This window comes from Pusillibacter faecalis (assembly GCF_018408705.1).
In the GTDB taxonomy this organism is placed as follows: Bacteria; Bacillota; Clostridia; order Oscillospirales; family Oscillospiraceae; genus Oscillibacter; species Oscillibacter faecalis.
Map to the genome: position 1 here is coordinate 992,179 of NZ_AP023420.1, position 13,007 is coordinate 1,005,185.

Annotated in this window: 11 protein-coding genes and 1 tRNA gene; 3 read left to right on the top strand and 9 right to left on the bottom strand. The window is 56.7% G+C overall.

The features are described from left to right. Window positions 1–17: 17 nt before the first annotated feature. The 8 genes from KJS55_RS05135 to KJS55_RS05165 all read right to left on the bottom strand — a co-directional run bounded on the left by KJS55_RS05135 (window position 18) and on the right by KJS55_RS05165 (window position 8,759). A complete protein-coding gene (locus KJS55_RS05135) occupies window positions 18–638 on the bottom strand; it encodes a regulatory protein RecX (RefSeq protein ID WP_187028327.1) in 621 nt (206 codons plus the stop codon). Further along, window positions 628–1,734 carry a recombinase RecA gene (recA, locus tag KJS55_RS05140; protein WP_187028097.1) on the bottom strand — a complete coding sequence of 369 codons (1,107 nt, stop codon included), beginning with the start codon at window positions 1,732–1,734 and terminating at the stop codon, window positions 628–630. Before recA ends, KJS55_RS05135 begins: the two co-directional genes overlap by 11 nt. Window positions 1,735–2,285: 551 nt before the next feature. Next, on the bottom strand, window positions 2,286–3,152 hold the full coding sequence (gene prmC, locus KJS55_RS05145; protein ID WP_213542842.1) for a peptide chain release factor N(5)-glutamine methyltransferase: 867 nt from the start codon (window positions 3,150–3,152) through the stop codon (window positions 2,286–2,288). 62 nt (window positions 3,153–3,214) lie between these two features. Beyond that, a complete protein-coding gene (locus tag KJS55_RS05150) occupies window positions 3,215–4,189 on the bottom strand; it encodes a DUF1385 domain-containing protein (protein ID WP_187028095.1) in 975 nt (324 codons plus the stop codon). A 64-nt stretch (window positions 4,190–4,253) separates the two neighbouring features. After that, window positions 4,254–5,702: a sensor histidine kinase gene (locus KJS55_RS05155; protein WP_228300458.1), complete on the bottom strand. Its 1,449-nt coding sequence runs from the start codon at window positions 5,700–5,702 to the stop codon at window positions 4,254–4,256. A 16-nt stretch (window positions 5,703–5,718) separates the two neighbouring features. After that, a complete protein-coding gene (locus KJS55_RS17280; protein ID WP_228300459.1) occupies window positions 5,719–6,504 on the bottom strand; it encodes an EcsC family protein in 786 nt (261 codons plus the stop codon). 174 nt (window positions 6,505–6,678) lie between these two features. Further along, window positions 6,679–7,365 (bottom strand): response regulator transcription factor, encoded by a 687-nt coding sequence (locus tag KJS55_RS05160; RefSeq protein ID WP_187028093.1) that lies wholly within the window; start codon window positions 7,363–7,365, stop codon window positions 6,679–6,681. Window positions 7,366–7,403: 38 nt separating this feature from the next. Then, complete coding sequence (locus KJS55_RS05165) at window positions 7,404–8,759, bottom strand: FG-GAP repeat domain-containing protein (RefSeq protein ID WP_228300460.1); 1,356 nt, start codon at window positions 8,757–8,759, stop codon at window positions 7,404–7,406. Window positions 8,760–8,961: 202 nt separating this feature from the next. Here KJS55_RS05165 and KJS55_RS05170 point away from each other — a divergent pair. The 3 genes from KJS55_RS05170 (at window position 8,962) to rpoN (ending at window position 11,476) form a co-directional block, all read left to right on the top strand. Then, window positions 8,962–9,048, top strand: a tRNA-Leu gene (locus KJS55_RS05170). A gap of 289 nt (window positions 9,049–9,337) precedes the next feature. Further along, on the top strand, window positions 9,338–10,087 hold the full coding sequence (locus tag KJS55_RS05175) for a class I SAM-dependent methyltransferase (RefSeq protein WP_228300461.1): 750 nt from the start codon (window positions 9,338–9,340) through the stop codon (window positions 10,085–10,087). Window positions 10,088–10,144: 57 nt separating this feature from the next. After that, window positions 10,145–11,476: an RNA polymerase factor sigma-54 gene (gene rpoN, locus KJS55_RS05180; protein ID WP_213542844.1), complete on the top strand. Its 1,332-nt coding sequence runs from the start codon at window positions 10,145–10,147 to the stop codon at window positions 11,474–11,476. A 289-nt stretch (window positions 11,477–11,765) separates the two neighbouring features. On the opposite strand, the gene preA is transcribed toward rpoN, so the two are convergent. Further along, the gene (gene preA, locus KJS55_RS05185; protein WP_187028090.1) at window positions 11,766–13,007 is read right to left on the bottom strand and encodes an NAD-dependent dihydropyrimidine dehydrogenase subunit PreA; all 1,242 of its coding nucleotides are present in this window, start codon (window positions 13,005–13,007) and stop codon (window positions 11,766–11,768) included.

Genomic DNA, 13,007 nt, shown 5'->3' on the forward strand with positions numbered 1-13,007 from the left:
TTGATGGACCGCTTTTCTCAGTTTTCCGTGATCTCCGCTCCCAAGCGGCTCCAGGCTGCCCGGATATCCGGCCAGGCAAAGCCCCGGCGGGCCAACGCGTCACAAAGGCGCTTTTTCTCCTTCTCATCCGGGGTCCTGCCTCGGAGCTTGGACAGCAGGAAGCGGTCGATCTGCCCGGCCGGGTCCGGCAGAGCCTCCAGGGCCTCCTCCCACAGCTCCCGGGGCACACCCTTTTCATGGAGCTTCTCCCGAACCCGTGCGGGACCATATCCCTTCTCCCCGCAGTGGCGAACCAGGGCCGCGGCATAGTCCGCATCGTTGATGGCGCCGATAGCCTCCATCCACTCAGCGGCATAGTGGGCCTCCGCCTCACTGGCTCCCTTTTCCCGGAGCTTGCGCTCCAAATCCCGTCGGCTCATAGCCCGCCGCCCAACGAGGTCCGCTGCGGCGGCCTTGGTATTGGAAGCGCCGGCAGCCTCCTTCAGCCGCCGTAGTGCCGCCTGGTCCAAAAGATCCCCAGCCCGCAGGCCGAAGTCCAGCAGCTCCTGCTCCGTGATCTTCAGGCAGGCGCCGTCCTCCAAAAAGACCAACACTCTGCCCCGTTTATGCCGGGACGCCTCAATGCGCTCAATCCGCATCGTCAAAATCGTCGGCGCTCACATCGACAGCACGTCCCGCAGCCTTGGCCGCAATGCGGGACTGGCTGCTCATCAGCTTATCAAAGTTTTTCCGGATATCCTCCTCCAGCTGGGCGGCGATCTCCGGGTTATCCAGCAGGTATTTTTTGGCGGCGTCCCGGCCTTGGCCAATCCGGGTCTCTCCCATGGAGAACCAGGAGCCGGCCTTCTGTACCAGGTCCAGCTTCACGCCCAGATCGATCAGCTCTCCCTCCCGGGCGATGCCCTGGCCATACATGATGTCAAACTCCGCCTCTCGGAAGGGGGGCGCGACTTTATTCTTGACAACCTTGGCCCGGGTGCGGCTGCCCACCACCTCGCTGCCGTTTTTCAGCGCCTCCACCCGACGCACATCAATACGAACGGAAGAATAAAATTTCAGTGCTCGGCCGCCGGTGGTGACTTCAGGGTTTCCGTACATGACGCCTACCTTCTCCCGGAGCTGGTTGATGAAAATGACAATGGTGTTGGTCTTGCCGATGGCGCCAGTGAGCTTACGGAGCGCCTGGCTCATCAGCCGGGCCTGCAGCCCCACATAGCTGTCGCCCATCTCGCCCTCAATCTCCGCCCGGGGCACCAGCGCCGCTACGGAGTCCACCACGATCACGTCGATGGCACCGGAACGTACCAGAGCCTCGGTGATCTCTAAGGCCTGCTCACCGGTGTCCGGCTGGGAGATCAGCATGTCCTCCACCCGCACCCCCAGAGCTCGGGCATAGGTGGGGTCCAATGCGTGCTCCGCGTCCACAAAGGCCACCTCACCCCCCCGCTTCTGGGCCTCCGCCACCACGTGCAGGGCCAGCGTGGTCTTGCCGGAGGATTCCGGCCCGTAGATTTCAATGATCCTGCCCTTGGGAAGGCCCCCAATTCCAAGCGCCACATCCAGTGCCAGGGAGCCCGTTGGGATATAGTCCACATTCAGCTCGGACCGGTCCCCAAATCGCATAATAGAACCCTTGCCATACATCTTCTCAATCTGGGCCATCGCGGTGTCGATAGCCCGCTTCTTATCGTCCGCCGGTGCCGCGCTGGGCAGCGGTCCCTTGTCCTTTGCCATAGTCTTTTCCTCCTAAATCTGATTATGTCAGCGATTGCTCCACAGCATATACTCTTTTCACAGCGGAGATGCCTATATGATGGGGCAGACCTGACCCAAGGCCCGGCAAAGGCATTTTCTGTCCTCAGATCACCCCCATACCAGCGGCAAATCTTCCGATATAAAGCAGGTTTCTCTTCGATCTGGGCGCTCTTTTCTCCCTGCGGCAGCTTAAATCCCAAGTTTTTCAAAACATATTGGCCCCAGAGCGCATATCGAGGCAAAGAGCAGCTTGCTGAAAAGGGATACCTCTCCCTAACCGATCCCCCGAAAAGAGTCCCTCACCATTATGAAACGTCAAATTTGAAAGCTGCTTTGCCCGCTCAAAATAGGCACTCGTTACGTCTCATTCCGCCGGCCTCCATAAAAACAGTCGCAAATACGCCAAAAATCATGGCCTCAAGAGACATCTCCGCTGAACCGCTGCCATGATAGCGTCCGATTTATCCAGTCCCAGAACTTTGACCGCCATCCGGCCCATGTTCATCTGCACCATCTGCGCTTTCTTTTCCTCAGACCTCCGTGCAGAGTGTGCCGAACACCACTCTGGGGATATCCTGGTGGTCCTTCACCACCTGAATATCGCCAAAGCCCTGGGTGCGCATGATGCGCAGCACCGCGTCCGCCTGTCCGATTCCAACCTCAAAATAGAGCCGTCCGCCAGGCACAAGGCACTCTCTCCATTGCTCGGAGATGCTGCGGTAGAAATCCAGACCATCTTCTCCTCCGTCCAGCGCCAGATGCGGCTCATAGTCCCGGACGGATGCATCCAGCCCGGCAATATCCCCTCTGGGAATGTAGGGCGGGTTGGAGATAATACACTGAAATTCCCCCAGGGTGCGGCCTGGACGCTCCCTGGCATCTGCCTGCACAGACACTACCCGGGCACTCAGGCCGTTGCGGCGAATATTCTGACGGCAGATTTTCAACGCCGCGTCAGAATACTCCCCCAACACCACCCTGACCCGGGAAACCTGGCTGGCAAGGGCTAACCCTATACAGCCACTGCCAGAACACAAGTCCAAAACCCGGCACTCCTCCTGTTCCTGGAGGTACTTCACAGCTTCTTCCACCAACACCTCTGTGTCTGGCCGTGGAATCAGCACGTCCGGGGAAATGTCCAGCGGCAGTCCGTAAAACTCCCATTCTCCGATGAGATAGGCCACCGGCTCTCCGGCCAAGTGACGGTCCACCAGCTTCTGCACCCGCTGTTCCAGCTCCGGGGAGGCATACAGCCCGCCGGAGCGTGCCAGTTCCTCCCGGCTCTTGCCGGTTCCGAAGCATACCAGTTCCCGGGCCTCCAGCGTGGCGGATTCGATGCCTGCGGCCCGAAGGCGCTGCCGAATATCCAAATACAAATTGTTATATGTGGTCGCCATATGTCACTCCGTAGTCAAATTTGAGGAATTTTGCAGGATCTTGTCAAGAGATCAGGTTCTGATTACCAGGCATCCTTGCCTTTTTCCTCAGGCAGCACCAGCTCCAAAGAGCGGATCGCACACTCCATCATACTGTCGTCCGGCTCGTTTGTGGTGAAATTTTGGAGCCAAAGTCCGGGTGCAGTCAGGATTTTAGCAAGGCCGTTATCCTGTACATGCCGCCCCACCCAGCGGTTAAACTCATAAGTGACCCCCACCACCAAGGGCAACAGGAGCAGATGAATAAGCGTCCGCAGCCAGACATTGGTGATGGGCCAGATGCCGAATACCACGCTGGAGAGCAGTATGGACACAAAAATCACTACAAACAGGAAGCTGGTCCCACATCGCGGATGGTGGCGCGGCTGGATTCGGACATTCTCCACCGTCAGTGGCAGACCCGCCTCGTAGCAGAAGATGGTCTTATGCTCCGCACCATGGTATTGGAACACGCGGTAGATATCCTTTTGTCTAGAACACACAATCAAATAGCCCAGGAAGATCAGCACCTTGAGAATTCCCTCCATCAGGTTCCGCCCCCACATCGGGAAATCCGGAAAGAGATGCAGCAGTCCCCCTGTGAGGAAGGTTGGCAGCACCATGAAGAGGAACACGCTCAGCCCCACTCCCATCGCAACTGCCAGCATAACAATGGCACTCTCCAGCTTTTTGCTGGTGAGATGCCGCTCCAACCATTGCTCAAATCGGGAGGGCTCGGACGCCTCCTCCTCTGGATAAAAATCCGCCGAGTACATCAGTGCCCGCACGCCGCTAACCATCGCCGCCAGAAAGTTGACTGTCCCCCGGATCAGAGGCATGCCTAGAATGGGGTAGCGGTCCTTGATCATTTTCAGGGCCTCCACCTTTTCCACCAGGTTTCCGTCCTGATCCCGGACCACAATGGCCTGCTTCTCCGGCCCCCGCATCAGAATGCCCTCAATCAGCGCCTGTCCGCCAATGCTGGTGCGGAAGCCGCAGGAATTTTTCTCTTCTGCCATGGATATCCCTTTCTTTTGTGATTCTACCACAGTCTCACCAAAATTGCAAACATTTGTTCGATTTCTATTTTTGCATGGGAAGGCGAATCGTCACCATCGCGCCGCCGCCCTCCGCGTTGCCGATTTCAAACTGGCCTCCATGAAGCCCCACGATCTCATCGCACACGGCAAGTCCGATGCCGCTGCCCCGGGCTTTGGAAGTACCCTTATAGAATTTCTGCTTGACGAAGGGCAGCTCTGCCTCCGGAATGCCAGGGCCAAAGTCCCGTACCCGAATCACCTGCTCCTCGCCCTCTCTGGCAATGGAAGCGACAATGCGCTTGCCGGCACCGCCGTGTTTGGCAGCATTGTCCAGCACATTGCAGAATACCTGTTTGAGCCGCTCCGGATCGCCGGGGATGGGCGGCAGAAGGTCCTCCGGCGTCTCATATTCCAGCTCAATACCCTCCTGCCGGAAGAGCTCCCGGTAGGTAAAGATGGCGTCCTCAAGCTCCGCTTGCAGATCTACCTGCTCAATCTGGAGTGTAAAGCGGCCGTCCTGCATTTTGGAGAACTCCAGCAGTTCCTCCACCATGGTGGACAGGCGCCGGGACTCGTTCAGAATAATCCGGATGCCCCGCCGCAGCTGCTCCGGGTCGCCGGTGGGGTCCTCCAGAATCGTCTCGCCCCAGCCGTTGATTGCAGTCAGCGGGGTGCGCAGCTCATGGGAGACCGAGGAAATAAACTCCGTCTGCATCTTCTCGTTCTGGCTGATCTTCAAAGACATCAGGTTGATGTTCTTCACCAGCTCACCCAGCTCATCCGGGTACTGCTTTTCAATCTGGAAGCCATAGCTGCCATCAGAAATCCGCTTGGCCGACTCCGTCACAACCGCCACCGGCTCCACCACACTGTTGATGAAAATCAGGTTGGACATGATAATCAGGGACATGCACAGCCCGGAGACCAGAACCACCAGCAAGATCATCATCAACACTTGGCTGTTCACCACCCGCAGTGACGTGACCAGACGCAGAACCCCCACCACCCGGCCATTGGAGGCCAGCGGGTAGGACACTGCCATAATCTGCTCCCCTGTCTCGGGGTCGATTCCCTGATAGGGATAGGGCGTCATCTCGCTCCCCGCCTGAGCCTGGCCAATGTCCGGTGTGCCCGGGGAAGTTCCAGCCGTCAGGCCGGAGGTGGAAACCTGAATCCGCCCGCTGCTGTTGATAAATTGCATCTCAATGCGGTCTTTGTCCTCAAAGGACTCCGCAGATCGGACTGCCATCTGGTAATAGGTGTTGTAGCCGCTGTCCATGAAATAGTCGTTAAAGGAGTTCGCCATGGCCTGGGCACGGGATTCCAGTCCCTTCTGCATGGAGCCGTAATAATAGCTGCAGATACCCACCGAGAACGCCACCACCAGCAGGATCAGCAGCAAAAAAACCGGCATCACGGTGTTAAACAGCCAGCGCCGCTGTAGGCCCCGCAGCCGCAAAACTCTCCATCTTCCTATCTTTTTCCGGGCCACGGTGTCTCCTCCTCTCTCAGTCCTGCTCCATCCGGCGGCGCAGCAGAAATCGTTTTTGGTATTTGATGGACGCGTACCGCCGCACACGCCGCAGGCAAAGAAAATCACCTGCGCCACCCACAGCGCCTGCCAGCGGGATGTTCTGCAGGGCCTTTCCATACAGCATGCTCTCCGCCAGCCGGCGGGCCGTGGCCTTGATCTGAAGGTTCACTGTAATGGGGTCATGCCAAATACCCGTCTGGGCAAAGTGTTCCAGCACCTGGTTATTTTCCCGCAGCACCGCTCCTTCGGAAAGGGCTGTTTCAATCAAGCGCAGCGCATAGATGCGCTCTGTCTCCTCTTTACAGGAAAAGCCGAAGCTCTCCGCCGTCTCATACACGCATTTGAGCAGCAGGACTGTCACCAAAGGCACGTCCGGCAGCGTCATCCCAAGCAGTCCCATCCCAATGCCAGCGGCGCCTCCCAGCAGGACACTGCCCCGCCCGGCCCGGTCCGCCGCCTTGGAGAAAGCCCGGAGGCTTCTGCGGGTCTCCTGCAAGTGGGCCGCATATGCGTTGATCTGATAAGTCCGCTGCTGTTCCGCCCTTCGGTTCTCCCTGATGACAACGCCGCTTCCCTTGTCAAACACAACAGCCACTGCCTTTTCAAAGGCAGCTCGCAGCGTCTCAATCAGCTTTTCCGGAGCAAGCTCCGACACCTTCTGATCCAAAGGGCTCTTCGGCGGACATTCGTATTGTCGCAGGAACCGCTCCTCGCGCCGCCAAACCGCCCGAAACTCCTGTTCCCAAGCGTCCCGTTTCATGCCATCACCGCGGCCTTCCTCTCCGTTTAAGCTCCCCGTGGATGCCCGTATCTCCATATGAATGGGGCAAAAACTGGCTTTTGCTTCCCGGCCGCCGAAGTTTCGCTCTGCAAAACGCCTGTATGCGCCCACCGGCACGCCCCGCCGTGCGGAGCCCCGGGCAATACGCCGCTCTCAGAATCCCCACTTATACCCGTACCCCCACACGGTGGTGATATAAACCGGGTTTTGTACGTTGTCCTCAATCTTCAGCCGCAGACGCCGGATGTTCACATCCACAATCTTCAGCTCTCCAAAATAGTCCCGGCCCCAGACCCGATCCAGAATCTCCTCCCGGGACAGCGCCTTGCCAGGGTTCTCCATGAAAACCCGCATGATGGAGTACTCCACCTGGGTCAGCTTGATCCGCTGGCCGTTTTTCTCCAAAGTCCGGTTTCTGGTATTCAGCAGGAAAGGGTCCTGCCGGATTTCCCCGGTGTTGACCGGGTCTTCCCCCCCTGCCCGCCGGAACAGCGCGTCCACCCGGGCGGTCAATTCCGCTGGGGAAAAAGGCTTTGTCACATAGTCATCGGCACCGGTCATCAGCCCCGTCACCTTATCCATCTCCTGAGAACGGGCGGTGAGCATAATAATGCCGATCTTTGTATTCGTCGCCCGAATGCGCCGGCAAACCTCAAATCCGTCAATCCCGGGTAGCATGATATCCAGCAGCGCCACCTTGGTGTCCGGGTTTTCCTTGAGACACTCTAAGGCCTCCTCGCCGCTCCCCGCCTCAATCACATCGTATCCGGCGCGCCGCAGGTTGATCACAATAAAGCTCCGGATGCTGGACTCATCCTCCAAGACCAAAACTTTTCTCATGGTATCAATCCTCTCTCACACACATCCCTGTATGTCCATCAGTAATCACCAGCGCTCCACTCGGAGGTAATCAGGCTGAACGCCTCCCGCACCTCATCCGCAGTTACGCCGTATTGCCAGGTATCGTTGGCATCTAAAAGCTCTGCCGTATAGATGACCTCCGACTGTCGGCTGAGCAGGAACCGTCCGCCCCGCACCGCGCGGTTTTCACGGCTGGAGCCTGTGATGGCGGTAATCCGCAAAAATGGCTCCATGGCCTCGCCGTCCAGGATATAAAATGTTACGGCAGCTTCATCCGTCATGGTGGCGCGGCCCACCCAGATATGATTCAGCCACTCCTCAGGCAGCCGCAGATACCAGCGGTCCTCTACATCGTGATAGGTATGCAGCGCCAGGCTGGATTGTCCCCCGGCGTTATATGCATACCAGTCCACCCGCTGATAAGCCGCTCCTGTCTCCATCATGGAGGAAACTTGTATGGGGCTTGGCACCTCTGTCAGTCCGTCGTTATTGATGTCTGACGGATAGAGGGAACAGAACGGGGCGATCTCGCCGGAGACGCCGGTGAGGTCGGAGAGCACAACGTTCGTCAGTTCCCCGTTGCGCACAGAGAGGATATCTGTCACCGCTCGGGACGCATCCGTTACGCCTGTGACAAAAAGCGCCGGGACCTCCTCCTGCAGCTTTCCCTGCGTCACTCTTCCCTGCTGGTTCAGCTCCGCCATCGTCACCGACAGCCGGGCAGAGGACTGGCTTGCCAGACTGCCGTCCTCCTGCCAACTGTAGTAATCAGCGACGCCGTCGCCTCCCTCGTCAGCATGGAGCACTACCAGCTCCTGCCGCTGATCCTGGTCCAGGTCCATCGCTGTATACTTGACATAGTCACTCCGTACCAGCAGGGCTGCCCCGCCTGGACGAAGTGCATATACCTCCAAAACCTGCAGCTCTGTGGTGGCCTTCCACCCCACCAGAAGCTCCATCCTCCCATCGCCATCCAGGTCCGTATAGGCAATGCTGTAGATGCCGGTACCGCTGCCCTCAATCAATTCTGTTTTTTGATAGCTATCCTCCGTGGCGGTGAAGATATAAATTTTCAAAGGTTTTTCCTCAGCGGCGTTCCGAAAAAAGGCCACCGCCTCCTCCCGGCCATCACCGTCCAAATCCACAAGCTGTACAGACTGGATGTTTGCCCCCGAGGTGGGCGCGGCATACTCCGCGCCGCTCTCCAGGATTTCATTGAGCTGTGTGTTCAACTCTGTATACTTCGCCGGCAAAGTTGGAAGGCTGTAGAGGTCTTCGGAGTTCAGCGTCAGCTTTGGTATCGTACAGCCAGAGAGCATGGATGCTAGAAAAATCATCCCCACCAGCGTTAGATTCCGCAGGATTTTATGCACAAACTCCTCCTCCATTCCTTGGGAAACGCCCATAGAACACGCATAAAACAACATTTATTATCATATCATGTCTTCCTCAGTTTGTGTAGCTTTTCTTTGGAAATTTCCCGTTTTTTACGGTCTGTTCATTTTTATTCTGTAAAGTGCAAACTCCCTCTTGAATTTTCCAAAGGCTTCTTGTATAATAAACCAGTGTCCACCCGCCGGTGTGATGGAATTGGTAGACGTGACGGACTCAAAATCCGTTGGTAGCGATACCGTGTGGGTTCGAGTCCCACCACCGGCACCATGTCGGAGCAAACGATCAGACGTTTGCTCCGACTTTTTTCAAAAGTCGGCGTGCATTCATCTCCGCCATAACCGCTGCGCTGAATGTCTGCCGCCCGGCGGCCCCGTTTTCGTGCCGCACTTCATAAGAGGCGCTTTATGGAACAGCCGGTGCTTGACCTTCGGCCCTCTTCTCCGTCAATTGTCAAGAGGATGATTGAAAGGCTAATGTGAAACAATAGCTGCAAGGTGCACCCCACCGATTCTATATACTTTATAGATATAAGGAGAGAAATATGGGAAATCACTCTATGACAAAATTTGATCTGCTCATCGAAACACACCAAGGGTTAAAACGGCAGGGACCCGGCAGTCCTGAGATGACCCTTCGCGCCCTGAGCTTTATCAGCCATTTAGACGAGCATTCCCGGATCGCCGATCTAGGCTGTGGCACTGGCGGGCAGACCATGCTGCTCGCGCAAAATACCGCCGGTTTCATCACGGGCGTGGATCTGATTCCTGATTTTATCGATGTATTTCAGGATCAGGTCAAAGAGCTTCACCTCGAAAACCGGGTAACAGGTATGGTCGGTTCAGCGGAAGACCTCCCTTTTGAAAAGGATGAGTTGGATCTGATCTGGTCGGAAGGCATGATTGATGGAATTGGCTTTGAAAAGGGCTTAACCTATTGGAGCCGTTTTCTAAAAAAAGGCGGTTATGTCGCTCTGACGTGCCCCGCATGGCTGACTGATGAATATCCCCCGGCGGTAAAAAAGTTTTGGGAGGATGCCGGCAGCAGTCTGGACGCCATAGGGAACCATATATCTATCATGCAAAAAATTGGCTACCGCTTGGTTGCCGCGTTCACGCTCCCCGATGTGTGCTGGACTGAAAATTACTTCCTTCCCAGGGCCGAGGCGGAAAAAAATCTTCTGAAAAAATACGCAGGAAATCCGATTGTAAGTGATTATGTGAAAGAAGACCAGTACGAAACGGACCTGTACGCGAAGTATCATCAGTCTTACGGGTACGTCTTCTATATTGGCAAGAAGGTGTCATGATTCGTGCCTTGACAATACCCAGGATCACAGGATTCTCTCAATAAAGGCGGTGATCGCATGAGTCTTATCTCCCTGAACGCCGAGCTGCGGCAGATGCTGAAGCTAACCCCGCAGCTGCTGCAATCCATGGAACTTCTGCAAATGAACACGCAGGAACTGGCAGAATATCTGTCCCAAGCAACAGAGGAAAATCCTCTCTTAGAGCAGGAGGATGCCGCTGACCTCCACGCCGCATATGAGGAGCTGCGGCAAAAAGCCAGCTGGATTGACGGCGCCGCCGCCCCCACTTTCGCTCATGAGGAACACCCCACATGGGAGCGGGGGCAGTTGGATCGTGAAGCGGAGAGTCTTGCCGCCTTTTTGCGGGATCAGCTGGAACGCCTGCGGCTGCCCGCTCCCCTGCTGGCCCTGTGCCAATACATGGCGGAGCTGGTGGATGAGGATGGCTATCTGCTTCCAGCCGATTTGGATGGACTGCAGGAGCTGAAGATTCCGCAGGCTTTGATTCGCCAGGCGCTGGACATCATGCAGGGACTGGAGCCAGCCGGCGTGTGTGCCCGGAGCTTATCAGAATGTCTGGCACTGCAGCTGGCCCGACAGGAGAATGTCTCTCCTGCCGCGCTGGACATCGTGAGCCGTTTTCTTCCAGAGCTGGGAGACAAACGCTACAACCGTATCTGCCAGGAACTGGGCCTTTCCATGAAGGAGGTTCTGACAGCCAAGGAGCAAATCGCCAGTCTGGACCCCCATCCAGGCCGAGTCTTTCAGGCCGCGGAGCCTCCGGTATTTGTACGTCCGGATATCTTTGTCCTGGAGTTGGATGGCGAGCTGCGGGCGGTTTTAAATGAGTACTATCTGCCGCGTATCTCCATCAACAGCTACTATGCGCAGCTTTTGAAAGAGTCTGACGAGCGAGAAACCCGGAACTACTTGCAGCAGAAAATGCAGCAGGCCAAGTGGCTGCTGCACAGTCTGAGCCGGCGCGGTGCTACTTTGCAGCGGTGTGCCGATGCCATTTTAGATGCGCAGCGCCCCTTTTTCTTGGGTCAAACTCAGGAGCTGGCCCCCATGGGGCTGGCCGCCTTATCCTCCAGGCTGGGTGTACATCCTTCCACCGTCTCCCGGGCCATGCGGGGAAAATATTTGCAGTGCCGGCAGGGCACCTATCCCCTGCGCTATTTTTTCAGCCGCGCTATCGGCGGCCTCTCCCGGCAGGCAGTGAAGCAAAAACTTCTGCTCCTTTTGCGAGACGAGGACCCGCAGCATCCTTTGAGTGATCAGCAGCTATGCGATCTCCTCTCCGTGGATGGGATGCAGATCGCCCGCCGGACCATTGCCAAATACCGGGCGGAGCTGGGAGTTGGTCCCTCCAGCGCCAGGAGACAGTAAGGGAATTACCTTGACCATCTTTTTGCAGCAAATGATACGCAAGCCGCCGCAATCTCCGCTACACTGTTGGCCCGTCCGCACCTCTTGACAGGCACAGCAAAATGGCAGCATCTATCCCTGGCTTTGATAGATGCTTGCGGCTGAGACTGCACTTTGTGGCACAGGATTTCAAACTGCCCCCAAAGACGCAGGGGACTTCGCCCTGATTCCACCCGCTGCAGAAGAAGAGACACGCCTGTAGCGTGTCTCTTCTTCTGCTATTCATCTAAGTATAAGCAGGGATATCCGCTCAGACCGCCTTTTCCTCCGGAGATCCGCTGCGGCCGGGCTTCATAACTACCTCTCCCTTATCAATGGCATGCACAGGACATACCAGAACGCACAAGTGACAGCCCACACACTTTTCGTGATCGCAAGAGGGCTTGCGGTTCTCCTCATCCCAGGAGATCGCCTGGTGGGCGCCATCATAGCAGGAGATGTAGCAGCGTCCGCAACCAATGCACTTGTCGGTGTCAAAGTCCGGATACACCACATAGTCCCGGTCCAGATTCTCCGCGGGAATGATATTCTGATTGGCAATGCCAACCAGCTCGCCGAGGCTGTCCACACCCTGTTCCTCCATGTAGTGCATGAGGCCGTTTTTCATGTCCTCCACAATCCGGTAGCCATACTGCATGATGGAGGTTGTGACCTGCAGGGTGGTAGAACCCAGGAGGATAAACTCCGCAGCGTCCTCCCAGGTCTCGATACCGCCGATGCCGGAGATCGCAACACCCGGAATGCCGTCCCGCAGCTGCTGGATGAAGCGCAGGGCCACAGGCTTTACCGCCTTGCCGGAGTAGCCGGAGACCGAAGACTTGCCGTTGATGATGGGCATGCCGATCTTCCGGTTCAGGTCCACATTGCAGATGGACTTGATGGTGTTGATGGCGGCAATGCCGTCCGCACCGCCCTCCAAACAGGCCTTGGCCACAGGAACCATGTCCGTGATATTGGGAGTCATCTTGGCCATCATGGGCAGCTTGGAGCCCCGTTTCACCGCAGCGCAGAAGCTCTTGCATAGTTCGGCATTGGTACCAACATCAGAGCCCATGGCATGGGAGGTCATCTGAGGACAGGAGAGGTTCATCTCAATCATGTCCGCACCAGCCTCCGTTACCAGGCGGGCCAGCTCCTCCCAGTCCTTCTCCGTGGGCCCCATGATGGAGGCAATCAAAACTTTATCAGGATAGTCCTTCTTCAGCCGCCGCAGGTCCTCCAGGTTCTGGGCCAGGGAGTGCTCCGCGATTTGCTCCATGTTCTTGAAGCCAACGAACGGAGTGCCCTCCTTGGTCAGGGCGTCAAAGCGCGGGGAGACCTCATCAATCAAAAAGTCATCCGGGCCAATCGTCTTGAATACCACGCCGCCCCAGCCGGTATCATAGGCTTTTTTGCACATGTCATAGCAGTTGCCCACAGGAGAAGAGGACAGACAGAATGGATTTTCAAAATGTACGCCAAGAAATTCGACGGATAAATCTTTCTTCACCAT

What these genes read in the sequence shown, in the direction of transcription:
- preA (WP_187028090.1), bottom strand. Translation starts at nt 13,007, where the DNA reads ATGGTGAAGAAAGATTTATCCGTCGAATTTCTTGGCGTACATTTTGAA.
- KJS55_RS05160 (WP_187028093.1), bottom strand. Translation starts at nt 7,365, where the DNA reads ATGAGAAAAGTTTTGGTCTTGGAGGATGAGTCCAGCATCCGGAGCTTT.
- KJS55_RS05175 (WP_228300461.1), top strand. Translation starts at nt 9,338, where the DNA reads ATGACAAAATTTGATCTGCTCATCGAAACACACCAAGGGTTAAAACGG.
- recA (WP_187028097.1), bottom strand. Translation starts at nt 1,734, where the DNA reads ATGGCAAAGGACAAGGGACCGCTGCCCAGCGCGGCACCGGCGGACGAT.
- KJS55_RS05135 (WP_187028327.1), bottom strand. Translation starts at nt 638, where the DNA reads ATGCGGATTGAGCGCATTGAGGCGTCCCGGCATAAACGGGGCAGAGTG.
- prmC (WP_213542842.1), bottom strand. Translation starts at nt 3,152, where the DNA reads ATGGCGACCACATATAACAATTTGTATTTGGATATTCGGCAGCGCCTT.
- rpoN (WP_213542844.1), top strand. Translation starts at nt 10,145, where the DNA reads ATGAGTCTTATCTCCCTGAACGCCGAGCTGCGGCAGATGCTGAAGCTA.
- KJS55_RS05150 (WP_187028095.1), bottom strand. Translation starts at nt 4,189, where the DNA reads ATGGCAGAAGAGAAAAATTCCTGCGGCTTCCGCACCAGCATTGGCGGA.
- KJS55_RS17280 (WP_228300459.1), bottom strand. Translation starts at nt 6,504, where the DNA reads ATGAAACGGGACGCTTGGGAACAGGAGTTTCGGGCGGTTTGGCGGCGC.